Source organism: Shewanella sp. MF05960, from assembly GCF_050849305.1.
In the GTDB taxonomy this organism is placed as follows: Bacteria; Pseudomonadota; Gammaproteobacteria; order Enterobacterales; family Shewanellaceae; genus Shewanella.
Window position 1 is genome coordinate 1 of sequence record NZ_JBOZPS010000032.1, and the last position, 16,593, is coordinate 16,593.

Below are 16,593 nucleotides of genomic sequence, written 5' to 3' on the forward strand. Positions count from 1 at the left end.
ACCTGATCCCATTCCGAACTCAGAAGTGAAACACAGTATCGCCGATGGTAGTGTGGGGTCTCCCCATGCGAGAGTAGGTCATTTCCAGGCGCCTAATTTACTCGAAAGAGTAGTGATAAGCCCGTTGTTAACGCAACGGGCTTTTTTACGTCTGCAGTTTAGTCAATATAATGTAAGCGTATAGGCAACTACACCTACTTTTTAAAATTCCATGATAATAGGCTGTTGATATCCGGTGCTGGTTTACATAGTTCATCAAGGCAAACCATGATGTATATTGTGGCTTAATGAATCTGTACACCGAGATGAGGTAAACTCCTCCTTAATATAATACGGTGTATAAAGTAATGAAATCTCAACCCACTTACTCAACAGAATTTAAAATAGATGCTGCTAATCTCGTGATTAAGCAAGGCTACTCAACAAAAGAAGTTTGTGAGGCCACAGGTGTTGGTCCAACAGCAATAAGGCGTTGGGTGACTCAACTCAGGCAAGAATTTGAAGGTATTACACCATCAGGAAATTCCATCACCCCAGAACAGCAGCGCATTCAAGAGCTCGAAGCTAAAATCAAGAAGATTGAATGGGAGAAAGACATCCTAAAAAAGGCTACCGCTCTCTTAATGCAAGACAGCATCAAACGATAGCATTAATTGAATTGTTATCAAGAGAGCAGAACATCGTTAAACAGCTTTGCTGTTTATTTGAAGTGCCCTGTAGTAGCTATCACTATCACCTTAAACATCGTGGTTTAGTGAACCCCGAACGTGCAAGATTACGCCAACAGGCCATCTCAATACACTGTGATAGCCGAGGTGCAGCAGGCGCGAGAACAATAGCAGGCCAGCTAAATCAGTCAGTTGAAAATGTGGGTCGCTATCAAGTTACGAACCTAATAGATATTTTTTGCTTATCAATAGTGAACCCGGAAAACATTATTGTGGTTTAATGAATCAGTAATTAATAAGAGATAAACGCTCCTTAATATGGTGCATCAAGTCATGAAATATTAGGCAACGTACTCAAAAGTTTTTAGTTTTATATCAGATATTTAACAAGGTTATTTAACTATGAAACTCGTGATGCTAAGGTTTCGTCTCAACAGTATTAAGACGCTGAGTGATTCCCCAAAGTATTGGTATTATTGTTAGTTATATTTCAACATCACTTTTTTCTGCTTCAAGAAACACGTTAGTTTGCCTGAAAAAACTGCAATTGAGCTGATATATTGAAAAAATGCTTTACCTTTGGGGGCTGTTTTAGCATAATGCACTCGTCAACAGGGGTGTAGTTCCAATTGGTAGAACAGCGGTCTCCAAAACCGATGGTTGCGAGTTCGAGTCTTGCCACCCCTGCCAAATTAAGAGGGCCTAGCAGAAATGCTAGGCCTTTGTCTTTTCTAGAGTTTTTCCCCATATTTCTTTCTGTAAGCTTCTAATTTTTAGAGATGAATTTTTTCCTATTTCTTCGTTGTGACCAAACGGTGACCAAATTGTGACTCGGCCATATTTTCTTGTGCCATTTGCATAATTTAGAATAGTCTTACTTCACTTCATTACCTAATTCATAGATCAAACTACAGACTGTTTTATTATAGCCATAAATCTATATCGGACTAATGTACCAGTTTAATTTGTATGAATTAGATGTCCGCATGAGGTTAAATTATTTCTCATGATATCTTAAAAATAATTTGTATCTTTATTGTCACCATGGCCGTTATCAGCATATGTTCAATTATTACCGTGATTCTTCTTTTTTTACAGAGTATGATTAGTTGTAATTGTTAAGGTTTTTAGCATGCTACAAGGGAGTGACGGCATTGGATGCAAGCAATAAAAAATCAGAGAACTTCAGTTTTCTTGAATCCTACGATCCTATTTTTATCGATTTAGCCATCAGTGCTGAACGTGCCTTCACCAGTGACCCTAATACAACCCTAATCAAATTACGCCAACTCGGCGAAGCGATGGCACAAGATATCGCCGCCAGATGTGGTATTGAGTTCGATGACAAAACCACCCAAGCAGATTTGCTGTATAAAATTAATCGAGAGCTAAACCTAGAAGCCGTTGTTCGTCAGTTATTTCACGCTCTAAGAATTGAAGGCAACAAAGCTACTCATCAATTTAAAACTCAGCACAAAGAAGCATTAGAAGGCTTAAAGTTAGCCCGTAGCTTAGCCATTTGGTTTCATCATACGTTTGGCGATCAAAAAACCGCTTTTAAAGCCGGCCCTTTTGTTGCCCCTCAAGATCCAAGTCAGCATCTGCAAGATTTACAGACCCAAATTGACCAGCTACGTAGTGAGTTAAGTGAAAACCACCAGCAATTAGCAGACAACCATCAGCTAACGGATTTACTCACCCGTGAAAAAGAAGAATATGCCGTTCTTGCAGAGCAAATGGATGTAGAAGCACGTGCTTTTTCAAAACAAGCATCGCAGCACGAACAGGCTTTAGCTGAACAAAAACGTCAATTTGAAGGCCGCATTAAAGCACTGCAAATTGAGTTAGCTCAGCAAGCTAAAGATGATTTACAAGCTGCCAGTAAAAGTAAATCTGACCTCAGCACTCGAGCAAGTAGAGCTGGAATTCAAGTAGAACTGAATGAAGAGCTAACCCGCGTGCTAATTGATCAACAGCTTAAAGCAGCTGGCTGGCTTGCAGATACCCAAAGGCTGACATTCAATAAAGGTGTTCGGCCAGAGAAAGGTCAGAATATTGCTATTGCCGAATGGCCTACGCAATATAAAGGTCAAAAGGGCCGCGCCGATTATGTGTTGTTTTGTGGCCTTATTCCTATTGCGATTGTTGAAGCAAAAAAAGAGAACGCCAATGTTGCAGGCAAAATCACCCAAGCTGAACGATATTCAAAAGGATTTAAAGTCACGCCATCGCAACAAGGTGCGTGGGAGCTAGAAGGTCGAACTGTCGCTTGGGCAGATGAGTTAGATGGTCATTACCATGTTCCTTTTGTCTATTCCTGCAATGGCAGAGAGTTTAATAAACAATTGGCTGAGTTATCAGGCACCTGGTTTCGAGATGCCCGGAAACCCAGTAATGCAAAAAAAGCATTACAACAATTTCATTCTCCAGCTGGGTTACTCGATAAGTTAAAGCGCAGTCGCGATGAGGCAGAGCAAAAACTTAAGCATGAAGGTTTTGAATACCTTGGTTTACGTGATTACCAACAAAAAGCCATCGAAGCGGTAGAGTCGGCATTAGCACGCGATCAAACCCAATGCTTGCTAGCCATGGCGACAGGCACGGGTAAAACCCGCACGATAATTGGTTTGATGTATCGTTTTCTAAAAGCTGAACGCTTTAAGCGTATTTTGTTTTTAGTTGACAGAACCGCATTAGGCGACCAAGCCACAGATGCATTTGATGAAGCAAAGCTTGAACAAAATAAGGCACTGTCTTCTATTTATAATATTGCTGAGCTTGGCGATATGCGTAGTGAAGCTGAAACCCGTATTCAAGTCGCGACCGTGCAGGCAATGGTAAAACGAATCTTCATGTCTGATACACCGCCGCCACTTGATGAATTTGACTGCATCATTGTCGATGAAGCTCACCGAGGTTATGCACTCGACCAGCAGATGACAGAAGGCGAGCTGGCTACCCGCGATGCGAGCCAATACCTGTCGAGTTATCGACGTGTGCTCGATTATTTTGACGCCGTTCGTATTGGGCTTACCGCAACACCAGCAAAGCATACCAGCGAGATTTTTGGTAAACCGGTTTATATTTATAGCTACCGCGAAGCCGTTGCTGACGACTGGCTAATAGATCATGAACCCCCTATTCGTTATGAAACCCAATTAAATAAACATGGGATTAAGTTTGAAAAAGGCGAGACCGTGTCTGCCGTTAATACCCAAACTGGCGAGGTAGAAACTGCTGACTTAGAAGATGAGATTAAGTTTGATGTTGAATCCTTCAATAAAGGCGTGATTACTGAGTCATTTAATGAGGTTATTTGCCAAGAGTTAATCAAAGAAATTGATCCCTTTGGTGACGAAAAAACCATGATTTTCTGTGTCACAGATGTGCATGCCGATATGGTCAAACGTCTTTTAGATAGCGCATTTATTAATATGTATGGTGATGATTATAACCAGGCTGCGGTCGCTAAAATAACCGGTAAAAGTGACAAGGTTAGCCAGCTTATTCGCCAATACAAAAGTGAACGTTACCCTAATATTGCGATTACGGTAGATTTACTTTCAACCGGAATCGACATTCCTAAAATTTGTCATATCGTGTTTTTACGTCGTGTTAAATCACGCATTCTTTACGAGCAAATGATGGGGCGAGCCACACGTCGTTGTGATGAAATTGGTAAGACAGTATTCAAGGTTTACGATCCTGTTGATATCTATAGCGCTCTTGAAGCCGTAAACACTATGAAGCCGATAGTGAAAGATCCTAATATTACCCTTGAACAGTTAGTCGATGAATTAAGCGATGATGTATATTTAGCGCGCGCATTAAATACCCCAGGTGAACAAGTTGGGTCCGGTACTCAAACAAGCACTACTACCAGCAGTAATATTCTCACCAATAGCCATGCCCATGATGTGCTCAATCAGCTTAGTCAAAAGGTCATGCGTGTGATGCGCAAGGCCGTTAAAAAATCCGAAAACAAACCTGAACTCAAAGCCAAGCTAGACCAACTTGAAGAGTTATGGGGCGTAGCACCTGCAAAGCTTCATCAGCATTTACATCAAATTGGGCCACAACAAGCAGCGCAGTTTTTTAAGCAACATCAAAGTTTAGTCAATCAGCTATCCGAAGTGCGTTATTTGGTGGGCAGCGACAGAATGCCCATCATATATGAAGGCCGAGATGAGTTTATCGAACGTCATCAAAGTTACGGTGTTCACGAAAAGCCTGCTGATTACCTAGAAGACTTTAACCATTTTATTAAGCAGAATATAAACCAATCAGCAGCGTTAGCCGTTGTGGTTAATAGACCCAAAGATCTCACTCGCGCGCAACTCAAAGAGGTTAAGTTAATGTTAGATGAGGCGGGCTACAGCGAAGCTCATCTGCAAAGTGCATGGCGTAAAAATACTAACCAAGATATTGCCGCCAGTATTATTGGCTATATTCGCCAAGCAGCACTTGATGAAGCATTAATCCCCTTTGAGCTGCGGGTAAGTAACGCTATGCAGCGTATAAATAGCCAGCATCAATGGAACCCAAACCAGCGAAAGTGGCTCGAGCGTTTAGCCAAACAATTGGTACACGAGGCCGTGATTGATAAAGAGTTTGTTAATCAACGGTTCGCCGACCAAGGTGGTGCTAATCGCTTTAACACTGTACTGGACGATCAGCTCGACACCATCATTGACGAACTAAATGAATATCTTTGGCAGGTTGGTTAGCGACTCAGATGAATCACAATATATTTATTAGGAGGATACATGAGTACAAAATTTATTGTTGTTTTAGTATTTTTTTGATTTTTACTGGTCTTTTTTCTTGCACAGAAGTTACATCACCAGCTTGTCGTGGCGCGTATTCGAGTGTAGGTGACAAAGAGTCTATCAGTGAGTTAGTAAAAGAATTTAAAAGGGCAATTCAGTTAGTTAGATCTAATGGTAATATGATTTTATTAGGTCAAGCATCTGAAGTAAAAAGAGATTTTGTTTCTATGGAAGAGTGGGTTTGTAAGGTACACAAAACATATGGGCGACTATAACGGCTATTGAACAACAATAGTTCATAAACAAAAAACTATACATAACAACGATAGACATTAGGGTATTCAGTACGAGAAATAGCCTTACAAGTCGATGTAGAGTGCTTAAACCGTTTATAGAAGAGAAATAATATGGATATTCGCAATTGTAGTATTAAATTTCGATGCCCAATGAGTTGGGACACTTTAGTAAAAACGGAAAATAAACTTATTAGATATTGTAAAGAGTGCGATCGAGGAGTGCATTTTTGTAATAATGAACATGAGTTACTAATTGCTATGCGTAATGACTGGTGCGTTGCAATTGATGCAGAGGAAGACGATTCTAAATTTGCTTTGATGGGGAGCATTAGTTTACGTTTTTTAGACAATATAGAATAAATAAGCTACATGTTTGCTAAAAGATGAAGCATTACAAAGCATTTGAGTGCTTGTGACTGCAATAATAAACTTGGCTTTTCATAATCACAGAAATCTCATTAATGTTGATGCTATCGATATGAGTGCAGTAAATAGCCATAACATGTCGATTAAATTAGTTTTTATAAACATGTTTTCTTTACATGTCGATTGAATCGACATAAGCTCACTGCAATCTCTTTATATGTCGAAAAAGGAAGGTTTTTTAAACATGGAATGGCAAGCTGAGCAAGCATACAACCATTTGGCTCCTTTACCGCTAGACAGCAAATTAGCGGAGTTGGCCGAAACTTTACCCATACTTAAAGCCTGTATTCCTGCTCGCGCTGCCCTTGCTGAATTAAAGCAAGCGGGAGAGCTATTGCCTAACCAAGGGTTACTGATCAACTTACTGCCGCTGCTTGAAGCACAAGGCAGTAGCGAGATAGAAAACATTGTCACCACCACCGACAAGCTATTTCAGTATGCCCAAGAAGACAGCCAAGCCGACCCAATGACCAAAGAGGCGCTGCGTTATCGTACTGCGCTTTATCAAGGTTTTACTGAGCTAACCAGTCGGCCGCTTTGTGTCACAACCGCATTAGAAATTTGCAGTACCATCAAGTCGGTGCAAATGGATATACGTAAAGTACCTGGTACCAGTTTAACTAATCAGGCCACGGGTGAGGTTATCTATACCCCGCCATCAGGCGAGAGCGTGATTCGTGATTTGCTCAGTAACTGGCAAGCCTTTTTACATAATCAAGATGATGTCGATCCACTAATTAAAATGGCCATGGCACATTACCAGTTTGAAGCCATTCACCCTTTTACCGATGGTAATGGGCGTACCGGCCGCGTGCTTAATATTCTTTACCTAATTGACCAACAACTGCTTAGTGCACCTATCTTGTATTTAAGCCGTTATATCGTCGCCAACAAACAAGACTATTATCGTTTATTGCTTAACGTGACCACTAAGCAAGAGTGGCAACCGTGGATCATCTTTATGCTTAACGCCGTAGCACAAACGGCTAAGTGGACGACCCATAAAATAGCCGCCGCCCGAGAGCTTATTGAGCACACTACCGAACATGTTCGTCAGCAATTGCCCAAAATCTATAGCCATGAGCTAGTCCAAGTCATTTTTGAGCAACCTTATTGCCGCATTCAAAACTTAGTCGACAGTGACCTAGCCAAGCGTCAAACCGCTTCGGTCTATTTAAAGCAGCTGTGTGATATTGGTGTATTACAAGAAGTACAAGCAGGCAAAGAAAAGCTATTTGTGCACCCTAAATTTGTCACTTTGATGACCAAAGACAGTAACCAGTTCAGCCACTATTAAGCGAGCAACAGTTAAACAAGCACTACGAGTAAGCAAAACTAATAAACAAGTACCGCTAAAACCCTATTCAGTCAGCGCCGTAATCGGCCTAATGCAAAGAGTAAATGAAATGAGCACTACTGTAAGCAACAACGATATCGTCCAAAAACTGTGGAACCTATGTGATGTATTGCGCGACGACGGCATTAATTATTCCGACTACGTTACCGAGCTAGTGTTATTGCTTTTTATTAAAATGGTGCACGAGAACACAGAAGCAGGCTTACTCAATAAACACACCTTACCAACAGGCTGCCGCTGGAGTGACTTAAGCGACAAAGACGGCCTAGTCCTGCTTGACCACTATAAACGTATGCTACTAACCCTATCGACGGGTAAAGACAGCGACGGTAACACCTTACATGCTGATCCACTGATATTGGCCATTTATGCCGATGCCCAAACCCGTATGCGCGAGCCGCGCCACTTAAAGCAGTTAATTAAATCATTAGATTCCATCGACTGGTTTAGCGCGCAAAAAGACGGCCTAGGTGATTTATACGAAGGCTTGTTAGAAAAGAACGCCAACGAGACTAAATCTGGTGCGGGCCAGTATTTTACTCCGCGCGCGTTAATTGACTCTATGGTGCGGGTGATCAACCCACAAGCCGGTGAAGTGATTCAAGATCCTGCCGCAGGTACCGCAGGCTTTTTGATTGCCGCCGACAGTTACATTAAAGCGCAAACCGACGACTATTTTGACCTAGACGCCAAGCAAGTTGATTTTCAAAAAAATAAAGCCTTTGTCGGTGTCGAGTTAGTACCGTCCACCCGCCGTTTGGCACTAATGAACTGTTTACTGCATGGCATGGAAGGCGACGATGAAGGCGTGGTGCATTTAGGTAACTCGTTAGGGCAGGTGGGTGTAGCACTACCAAAAGCCGATATTATTTTAGCTAACCCGCCCTTTGGTACCAGCAAAGGCGGCGATGCCTCTATCACCCGTGACGATTTAACCTATCCCACCAGTAACAAGCAATTGGCGTTTTTGCAGCACATTTACCGTAATTTAAAACCCGGTGGCCGCGCCGCCGTAGTATTACCCGACAACGTGTTATTTGAAGCAGGCGTGGGTACAGACATTCGTCGCGATTTAATGAACAAATGTAACCTGCACACGATATTGCGCCTACCAACAGGCATTTTTTATGCCGCTGGTGTTAAAACTAACGTGCTGTTTTTTACCAAGGGAGCAGGCTCTGAAAACCTGAGCGACAAGCTACAAGAAGAAAACTGCACCACTAATACTTGGGTGTATGACTTACGTACTAACATGCCAAGCTTTGGTAAACGCACCCCGTTTGGCGCACAACACTTAAGCCCATTTGAGGCGGTGTGTAACGTACCACTGGCTGAGCGCAAAGAAGGTGAATGGTCGTTCGATGCGCAGGACGCGCAAGTGTCGCCAGAGGCAGGTATGCCGGAAGCGACTAATGCTGAAGAAGCTGAGCGTCCCTTAGCAAAGAGCAGATGGCGGGTGTTTAGTCGCGATTATATTCGTGACACTAAAGGTGACTCGTTAGATATCTCATGGCTTAAAGATGCCAATAGTGTCGATGCTGCTGACTTAGGCACTCCAGAAGAGTTAGCGGGCGAAGCGATGACTGAACTGAAAGGCGCATTGTCGGATCTTGAGGCTTTGGTTGCGTCTTTGGCTGGTGGGGTGAAAGGATGAATGTATTAGATTCATTACCTGAAACTTGGGTTGCTGTCCGAGGTGGTGACTATGCTATCAATGAGAAAGATGACATTGTAGATGGACCCTTTGGTTCAAACCTTAAATCATCAGAGTATGTTGATTCAGGAACACCTATTGCTAGACTTCAAAATGTTAAACGTTTCAATTTCATCGATAAAAATATTAAATTTGTTACTGATGAAAAAGCTCTTTTTTTGAAAAGACATAGTTTTAAAGCTGGTGATATTTTAATTACAAAGCTTGGTGATCCTTTAGGGTTAGCTTGTATCGTGCCTAAGTCTTTTACTCGAGGAATAATTGTTGCCGATTTAGTTCGAGTTCGACATGATTCACAAATTTCTTCAGCTAAATTTCTTACATATCTGTTGAACTCTGAATTAGTAATTAAGCAAATCGCGGGACATGTAAAAGGAACTACGCGACCTCGTATTAATTTATCCGTGGTTCGAGGATTACAACTCCCACTCCCCCCACTAGCCGAACAAAAAGTCATTGCCGACAAGCTGGATGAACTGCTGGCGAAGGTGGAAAGCACCAAAGCCCGCCTCGATGCCATCCCCGCCATCTTAAAATCATTCCGCCAATCCGTCCTCGCCGCGGCTGTCAGTGGCAAACTGACAGAAGAGTGGCGTGGGGATAACCCAACGAAAGATGTGCGTGATTTATTAAAGCAGTTAAAACCCCTTCCAAAGCCTGCTAGATACAAAACTCGTTCAACCTCTTTCATTCAAGGGGTCTACGCCACTGCTGTAGGAAAACCTTCGCATCAGCTTGTCAAATCTTGGAAATGGGTACCCATAGTTGAAGTAGCTAAAATGGAGTCAGGCCATACACCTAGTAGGTCAAAATCGGAATACTGGGAAGGTAATATTTGCTGGATAGGTATCAAAGATGCTCGTAAAAACCATGCTCAAACAATAGTTGAAACAGATCAACATACAAATGAACTAGGTTTAGCTAATTCTGCAGCACGCATACTTCCAAAAGATACTATCTGCATAAGCCGAACCGCTTCCGTTGGATATGTAACTAGAATGGGGAAGCCAATGGCCACTAGCCAAGATTTTGTAAACTGGGTACCTACCGAAGTAATTGAGCCTGATTGGTTAAAATGGCTTTTTGTAGCAGAAAAGGAATCTCTGTTTAAATTTGGCAAAGGCTCTACTCACACTACAGTGTACTTTCCTGAATGGTTGTCGATGCATATAGCACTTCCGCATAAGGACGAACAAACTGAAATAGTCCGTCGTGTCGAAGAATTGTTTGCTTTCGCCGGCAAAGTCGAAGCCCAAGTCAATGCCGCGCAATCAAGGGTTAATAACCTCACCCAATCGATACTCGCGAAAGCCTTTAGAGGCGAGCTCACCGAACCGTGGCGTAAAGACAACCCTGAGTTAATTACAGGTAAAAATAGCGCCGAGGCCCTGCTAAAACGCATTAAAGCCGAACGTGACGTACTTGCGACTAAGAAGAAGCCGGAAAAGAAAACGAGTGTTAAAAAAGCTGCCCTTAAGTAAGCATAAACAGAATAAAAGATCTGTTAGGTGGTGGTTTTTAAGTAAATAGACCCTCTTTTATAAAAACAACAATGCTAGGGAAAGCTCATGCATAACGAAATAAAATTAAACCTTAATTATACTGATTTTGACGATAATTATGAAGACTCAGAACTATGGCAGCCTCAAGCAGCCCAAGCTTTATGTCGCAATTTAAAAAACTTAGCTCATCAAGCTATGCAATATGCAGCTAAGAGAAAAAATACACCTCAAACATTACCAGTCCAATCACATGATGCCATTTTTATTAGTGGCGGAAGAGGGGCTGGTAAAACTGTTTTCTTAAAAAGAGCTAAAAGTATATGGGATAACAACCCACACGCCAAAGACTGCGTTTTACATTTTAGTTCGACCATCGATCCAACTCTGTTGATTGATCACGATAATTTCACCAATGTGGTAGTAGCTCATTTATTCAACGAAGTTGAAAATCAGTGGGGGGGGGCTAGTGAGAGTCTTAAATCGAAATTTTACACCGAATTAAAGCAGCTTGCTGAGGCTTTAGGCCAAGAAAGCGATTATCACGATAGAGTAGGTATAGATCGCATAATTAAATACCGTTCAGGTATTCAAGTTGAGCACTTTTTTCACGATTTTGTTGCTACTTGTATTCAAATATTAAATGTAGACGCTATTGTTATACCAATAGATGATGTTGATATGGCACTTAATCGAGCATTTGAAGTTTTAGACGTTGTGAGACGTATGCTCGGTTGCCCCTTTATTATTCCAATTGTAAGTGGCGATGAGAGTCTATACCAACATATGGTTAAGAAACACTTTATGAGTGATACTCATTCAGGTGAAGAGGATGGTGTCGTCCTTTCAGAAAAATTAAGAGATTCCTATTTAACAAAAGTCTTTCCAAATCAATTCCGTATCTCGCTTATACCTGCGGCACGTTTATTACAACAGCTCGAAATTCTTGAAGGCGATGATGATTTTTCATTTCGTCTATATGAAGGTTATTTAAAGCATACATTCTTTGGTTTAACTAATAACGAAGAAAAAAGTCAAGATTATCCTAAGCCTGCTAACGCTCGTGAAATTACTCAACTAATTCGCTTACTTCCACCATCAAAATTACAGAGTCAGGCTACTTGGATTGAGTGGGAGTCTTTTCGTACTTGGGCGCAATCAAAGAAACACGGTGCTACCTTAACAAATGCTATAGCTGCTCAAGCAGTATTAGAAGCTCGGGAAACTTTAGATTATCAATTAAGTAAGTTACTCCCTTTTAACCCTAAAGCTCAGGCTGATCTAGGTTTATCTTGGGCTGATAAAGATTTTCATCATGAACAACTTAAAGCAATCGAAAGTCTTAACGAAAAAGAATCAAATAAAACGAATATTTTTGTGCTGGAGGGCGCTTTTAGTGGCAAAGTGCTACGCAGCATGCCTCCTTTAGAAATGCACACTCGTAGAATGACATTAGCCGATCACAAGCTAAGCGATGAAAAAAAGAACCATTCTGGACTCTACAACTTATATACATTCAAAGATTATTATGGACAGCAAGGTAATCAAATAAATAAGGTGTTTTTTAGCCGAGCATTTGAAATTCTTGGAACATCTCTACTGGCTCTACCGAGCACAAGGCCTCTATATCAAGATGTTCTTAAGCAGATTATGTCTACCCCTCCTTTCTATTGTATTCATGCTATTAATCCAACTAAATATACTACTGGTGGTGAGAACGAAGATAGTGAGATGGAACTAGATGACAATGATGATAATGATGATAACTCTGTAGAATTGTTCTTAGCTGTATTCATACAAGAACTAGATAATTGGACCGAGAAGTATTCTAAAACATTGTCGGCTCTACGTAATGACAGTCTTACTCCACTTTTACATGCCGTCTTTAATAAGGTTTTTACACAGCTACACCTATTGAAAATATCTCACAAAAATTTGAAGGATGAGCACCTTAGTGACTCAGTTCGTCGGTTCGAATACATTACTATCAACGCTTTCGCCAGTTTTTTGAGTTCAGACGGAACAGTTAAATCCAATGTAGCGAGTGGCGCTAAAGTAGAGACTATTCGTAACCATTCAAAGTTTATTAAAAGCGAGCATGTTTTCACTCGTAATGTTAAGGATTTTGTGAACCTTACAACTGGAGATAGTTTAGCTAACTCTGAATCCGAGACACCTGACATCAGCATTGCTGAACATTTATTAGCAGCTATTTGGGATCATCCTATCTTTCGTTGCAATAATACTAAATCTAATGATTTACAGCCTATAGCTCCTTTCGATAAGCCAACATCTAATCAGAAAAGCACTATAGAAAGCACCTCACCAAGGAAAAAATTCCTATCAAGCATTCCTAAGCTATATGATGAGTTTAATGTAAAGGATTTAGCTGAATTCACTAAAATAATTTCAGAATCAACCGAATTGGATTCAGTAGAATATGTTCATGGATTGATTAAAGAGGAAATGAAGAAGAGAAATATTACGAAAAGAGATTTAAGCCCAGGATATGTAGCGTTATGTGAAGTAATTGGAATTTAACATTATGCTAAATATTGATATCAAATGGCTAGTTCCTGTTGCGCTGTTAAACTCAGATCGTTTACTTGAAGCAAGGTTAAGTAATCGGTCTGTAAGACCGACTAGTTTTCAAAATGACGAGTTTAAACAATGCATGAGTCTAGCTCTACAAGACTATCAATTATATTTAAACGGTCCGTTCCGTAAAGAGGATATCGACTTTGCACTTAAAGAGTGGTTGAGTGAGGCCGGTGAGATCGACACTAAACTTATATTGACAAAAGTTTACAGGTATTTCTTATCTTGGAATGGTGACCGTTTTGAAGTTAAACCTCAGTATCTAGAAGAGTGGCTGTCTCTAATCGCTATGCTAGATCCAGCTTGGATTATTGGGATAGGTTATGTGGACTTGTTGAATCACCAAGTGCTTGGTATTGAACAAGTATTGGCAGCATTAGCATATCAATGTCCATCAGCTCTTCCTAAACGATTTGACGAAAAAGCCATAGCTGATAATCATGTCCACTTAAATGGGCACGGGCATAACTCCCTTTCTTTACTGGATTTTTCATTGTACTTAACAAAAAAGCCAGTAACTAAACGTAGCAAGTGGCCATATCGCCCCGAGTGTAGTTTATTTAATAGTGAAAGATTAGATTTAACTTTGTTACCACTCATGGTAAATCAGATCTTTTCATCACTAGCAAAAGGGTTATGGTCAGAAGGAGTTCGTGACTTTCCTGATTGGAATAAACTTACTTTGAGCCAATTAAATACTGACATATTAGTCACTCTGGAAACACAAAATTCAAAGACAAAAGCACAACAGCTATTAGTAAATTCACATCTAGCAGATTTACCCGAAATTGCTCGTTGGTTGCTAATCCCGATAGCACTGTTATTGGAAAAAAACAATTCAAACAAAGACCTAAGTAATAAAATTGACTCGTTCATAAATGCGAGTAACTTGCTTCGCAACTACATGATAATGTCGGGTGTTGGACTTGGTACCTTCGTTGATTATTTCAGCTTCAAGTTTAGAAAACCCTCCAGCAAAGGGTTAAACTATAAAGCCCACTCGCTATCCCATGATTTTTCGGCGAAAACACATCGCGAGTTTCGAGGAGCCCCAGGTCTAGTTGTTGATGAAAAATGGAAAAAAAGTCGTGGTGAAAGTACGTTTAGACTAAAACCAACAGAGTTAACTAAGTTTGCAAATGAGCTAGTATCTAAACAATTAGACACCCGCAGTCACTTTGTCATTCACTTTAATCGTAGCTTTTCTAAAACGGCTCCTAAAGGTAATAACTATCAAATAGCATTTCGTAGCCAACTTTTGACGCATGTGAGAAAGCTACAGCTTTTCTTTAGCTCAGTGAGCCACGCAGATACTCAACTAAGCACTGATCTATCCGCTGCTGAAACTATATCAGCAGATCTTAGAGCGCTGGTTAGAGGTTTTGATGTAGCTGGTAATGAAAATGAGTTGCCAATCGAAATATTTGCGCCGACATTGCGAGTCCTGAGGGCTGCAAAACACGAGTACCAATCACCATTTGAAACACGTTTACGCCAACCTTTTCTGACAATTCATGCTGGAGAGGACTATAGCCATTTACTTAGTGGTTTAAGAGCCGTTGATGAAGCCGTAGTGTTTTGTGACTTCAAGTCAGATGATAGATTAGGTCATGCTTTAGCATTAGGTGTTGATGTCTATAAATGGGCCGAAAGACAGCAGAGAGTTTATCTAACCGCAGGACAGCATCTAGATAACTTAGTTTGGTGCTATCACCAAGGGCTAGCACTTATTCAACAGTTACCAGAACTTCATGCCGCCTTATGTGTTATTGAAAATAAGATACATCGATGGTCTTGCTATATATATGACGACATAAATGTTACTCCTTCAGCTCTATTCCAAGCTTGGAAATTAAGACGCAATTGCCCATTAATGAGCACCTTACCTAGTCAAGCCGTCGGCACTGAATGGGAGCTATGGGTACCTGATATGGCTTATATTGAAAAGAACCAAGCGAGTACTGCAGTAAAGATTTGGCGGCGCTATCTGAATAAAGACCTTATGGCAGGGTCTAAGCAGACATCACGATGCGATGATATTGTTACTATTGATTGTAGAAAAATAGGCGTTCAAGCCGAGGGTGAACATGAGCTTTGCGACACTCTGTCTAATGGGGAATTACAGCTAATACATGCAATACAAGACTTACTCATAGAACGATACAGTAAACGCCAAATAATACTTGAAGCATGCCCTACTTCGAATATATTTATTGGTCGCTTTAAGCAGTATGTTGAACACCCAATTTTTAGATGGAATCCACCGGTTTCTAATTGGCTTCAACCAGGTAATAAGTTTAATACTTTCGGCATTCGAAAAGGCCCGATAAGTGTCTGTGTTAACACTGATGATGCTGGAATCATGCCAACGACAATAGAAAATGAACATCGAATACTAAAGCAAACGGCGATATCTGAATTGGAAGTAAGTTGTTTCGATGCCGATATTTGGATCGATAGAATTCGGCAAATTGGCGTAGATATATTCAAGTCTAACCATCTAAATTGGATAACTAGAAGCTAGCAAGGAAGCCTAATGGCTACAATAACTTCATCGCAGTATCAAGCAGCATTAAGTTATGCACTGAACATAAAGAGTGGTTCTCTTTCATTATCTAAAGCTATTGATCAACTTGTAGTTGATGTTGCTTTAGGAGCAGGCTCCGCTAAAGATTATTTAGTTGTGCTTAGTGCAATGCTAGAGGGGCATGTATACAAGCGTACAATTAAGATTGATGCTTATAACTATTACTTTAAGCAATTTTCTCATACATTATCTGTAGTTGATTTTGCAAAAGTGATTCATGCAACCGAGCTTCATCTTGATTATTACTCGACACTCGGTCGTGGGAATCAGCTAACTGTAAGATCGCTGGTGGACTCATATAAGGCAAAACTAACTTTGCCAGTGACAGAGGTTATCTATCCCGATGACGTCCCACCGCAGCCAACAGGCTTCACCGAAGGCGCCTTAAAGCAAGTTACTATAAATGCCTATGAGCGAGACCCTAAAGCCAGAAAGGCTTGTATTGCCAAATTTGGCGCCATTTGCCAAGTGTGTGACTTTGATTTTGAAAAGACTTATGGGGCAATAGGTAAAGGCTTTATCCATGTTCACCATAAAGTTGATTTAGCCACGATTCATAGACAGGATCTTTAGCAATAAACCTATATTTTAGATAGAAAAAAGGCCTTATTTATGATCTGATAATTGTCGCCAAACAAATCAACATGACCAATAAATAAAGCCGATGACAATTATCACC

10 protein-coding genes, 1 tRNA gene and 1 rRNA gene are annotated in these 16,593 nt (G+C 40.7%); all 12 read left to right on the forward strand.

The annotated features are described in order from the left end of the window. Positions 1-90, forward strand: a 5S ribosomal RNA gene (rrf, locus tag ACROAE_RS19785); the annotation flags it as partial. Between the two features lie 257 nt (positions 91-347). Further along, on the forward strand, positions 348-647 hold the full coding sequence (locus ACROAE_RS19790) for a transposase (RefSeq protein WP_432405758.1): 300 nt from the start codon (positions 348-350) through the stop codon (positions 645-647). Between the two features lie 634 nt (positions 648-1,281). Continuing rightward, positions 1,282-1,358: transfer RNA gene (locus ACROAE_RS19795), tRNA-Trp, on the forward strand. Between the two features lie 464 nt (positions 1,359-1,822). Further along, positions 1,823-5,395: a type I restriction-modification system endonuclease gene (gene hsdR / locus ACROAE_RS19800; protein ID WP_432405762.1), complete on the forward strand. Its 3,573-nt coding sequence runs from the start codon at positions 1,823-1,825 to the stop codon at positions 5,393-5,395. After that, positions 5,380-5,712, forward strand: a complete 333-nt coding sequence (locus tag ACROAE_RS19805; RefSeq protein ID WP_432405765.1) for a hypothetical protein — start codon at positions 5,380-5,382, stop codon at positions 5,710-5,712. The genes hsdR and ACROAE_RS19805 overlap by 16 nt, the downstream gene beginning before the upstream one ends. 132 nt (positions 5,713-5,844) lie before the next feature. Further along, positions 5,845-6,093 carry a hypothetical protein gene (locus tag ACROAE_RS19810; protein WP_432405768.1) on the forward strand — a complete coding sequence of 83 codons (249 nt, stop codon included), beginning with the start codon at positions 5,845-5,847 and terminating at the stop codon, positions 6,091-6,093. A 250-nt stretch (positions 6,094-6,343) separates the two neighbouring features. Continuing rightward, complete coding sequence (fic, locus tag ACROAE_RS19815) at positions 6,344-7,456, forward strand: protein adenylyltransferase Fic (protein ID WP_432405773.1); 1,113 nt, start codon at positions 6,344-6,346, stop codon at positions 7,454-7,456. Between the two features lie 109 nt (positions 7,457-7,565). Further along, a complete protein-coding gene (locus ACROAE_RS19820; protein ID WP_432405777.1) occupies positions 7,566-9,170 on the forward strand; it encodes an N-6 DNA methylase in 1,605 nt (534 codons plus the stop codon). Beyond that, the gene (locus tag ACROAE_RS19825) at positions 9,167-10,711 is read left to right on the forward strand and encodes a restriction endonuclease subunit S (protein ID WP_432405781.1); all 1,545 of its coding nucleotides are present in this window, start codon (positions 9,167-9,169) and stop codon (positions 10,709-10,711) included. Before ACROAE_RS19820 ends, ACROAE_RS19825 begins: the two co-directional genes overlap by 4 nt. Before the next feature lie 87 nt (positions 10,712-10,798). Then, positions 10,799-13,270: an antiviral RADAR system adenosine triphosphatase RdrA gene (gene rdrA, locus ACROAE_RS19830; RefSeq protein ID WP_432405786.1), complete on the forward strand. Its 2,472-nt coding sequence runs from the start codon at positions 10,799-10,801 to the stop codon at positions 13,268-13,270. 4 nt (positions 13,271-13,274) lie between these two features. Then, complete coding sequence (rdrB, locus tag ACROAE_RS19835; protein ID WP_432405791.1) at positions 13,275-15,851, forward strand: antiviral RADAR system adenosine deaminase RdrB; 2,577 nt, start codon at positions 13,275-13,277, stop codon at positions 15,849-15,851. A gap of 12 nt (positions 15,852-15,863) precedes the next feature. Then, positions 15,864-16,487 (forward strand): HNH endonuclease, encoded by a 624-nt coding sequence (locus ACROAE_RS19840; RefSeq protein WP_432405793.1) that lies wholly within the window; start codon positions 15,864-15,866, stop codon positions 16,485-16,487. The last annotated feature ends 106 nt before the right edge of the window (positions 16,488-16,593 follow it).

Bases quoted from the DNA above. Each gene is read 5' to 3' on its own strand.
- ACROAE_RS19840 (WP_432405793.1), top strand. From the start codon at position 15,864: ATGGCTACAATAACTTCATCGCAGTATCAAGCAGCATTAAGTTATGCA.
- ACROAE_RS19790 (WP_432405758.1), top strand. From the start codon at position 348: ATGAAATCTCAACCCACTTACTCAACAGAATTTAAAATAGATGCTGCT.
- ACROAE_RS19825 (WP_432405781.1), top strand. From the start codon at position 9,167: ATGAATGTATTAGATTCATTACCTGAAACTTGGGTTGCTGTCCGAGGT.
- ACROAE_RS19810 (WP_432405768.1), top strand. From the start codon at position 5,845: ATGGATATTCGCAATTGTAGTATTAAATTTCGATGCCCAATGAGTTGG.
- rdrB (WP_432405791.1), top strand. From the start codon at position 13,275: ATGCTAAATATTGATATCAAATGGCTAGTTCCTGTTGCGCTGTTAAAC.
- fic (WP_432405773.1), top strand. From the start codon at position 6,344: ATGGAATGGCAAGCTGAGCAAGCATACAACCATTTGGCTCCTTTACCG.
- rdrA (WP_432405786.1), top strand. From the start codon at position 10,799: ATGCATAACGAAATAAAATTAAACCTTAATTATACTGATTTTGACGAT.
- ACROAE_RS19820 (WP_432405777.1), top strand. From the start codon at position 7,566: ATGAGCACTACTGTAAGCAACAACGATATCGTCCAAAAACTGTGGAAC.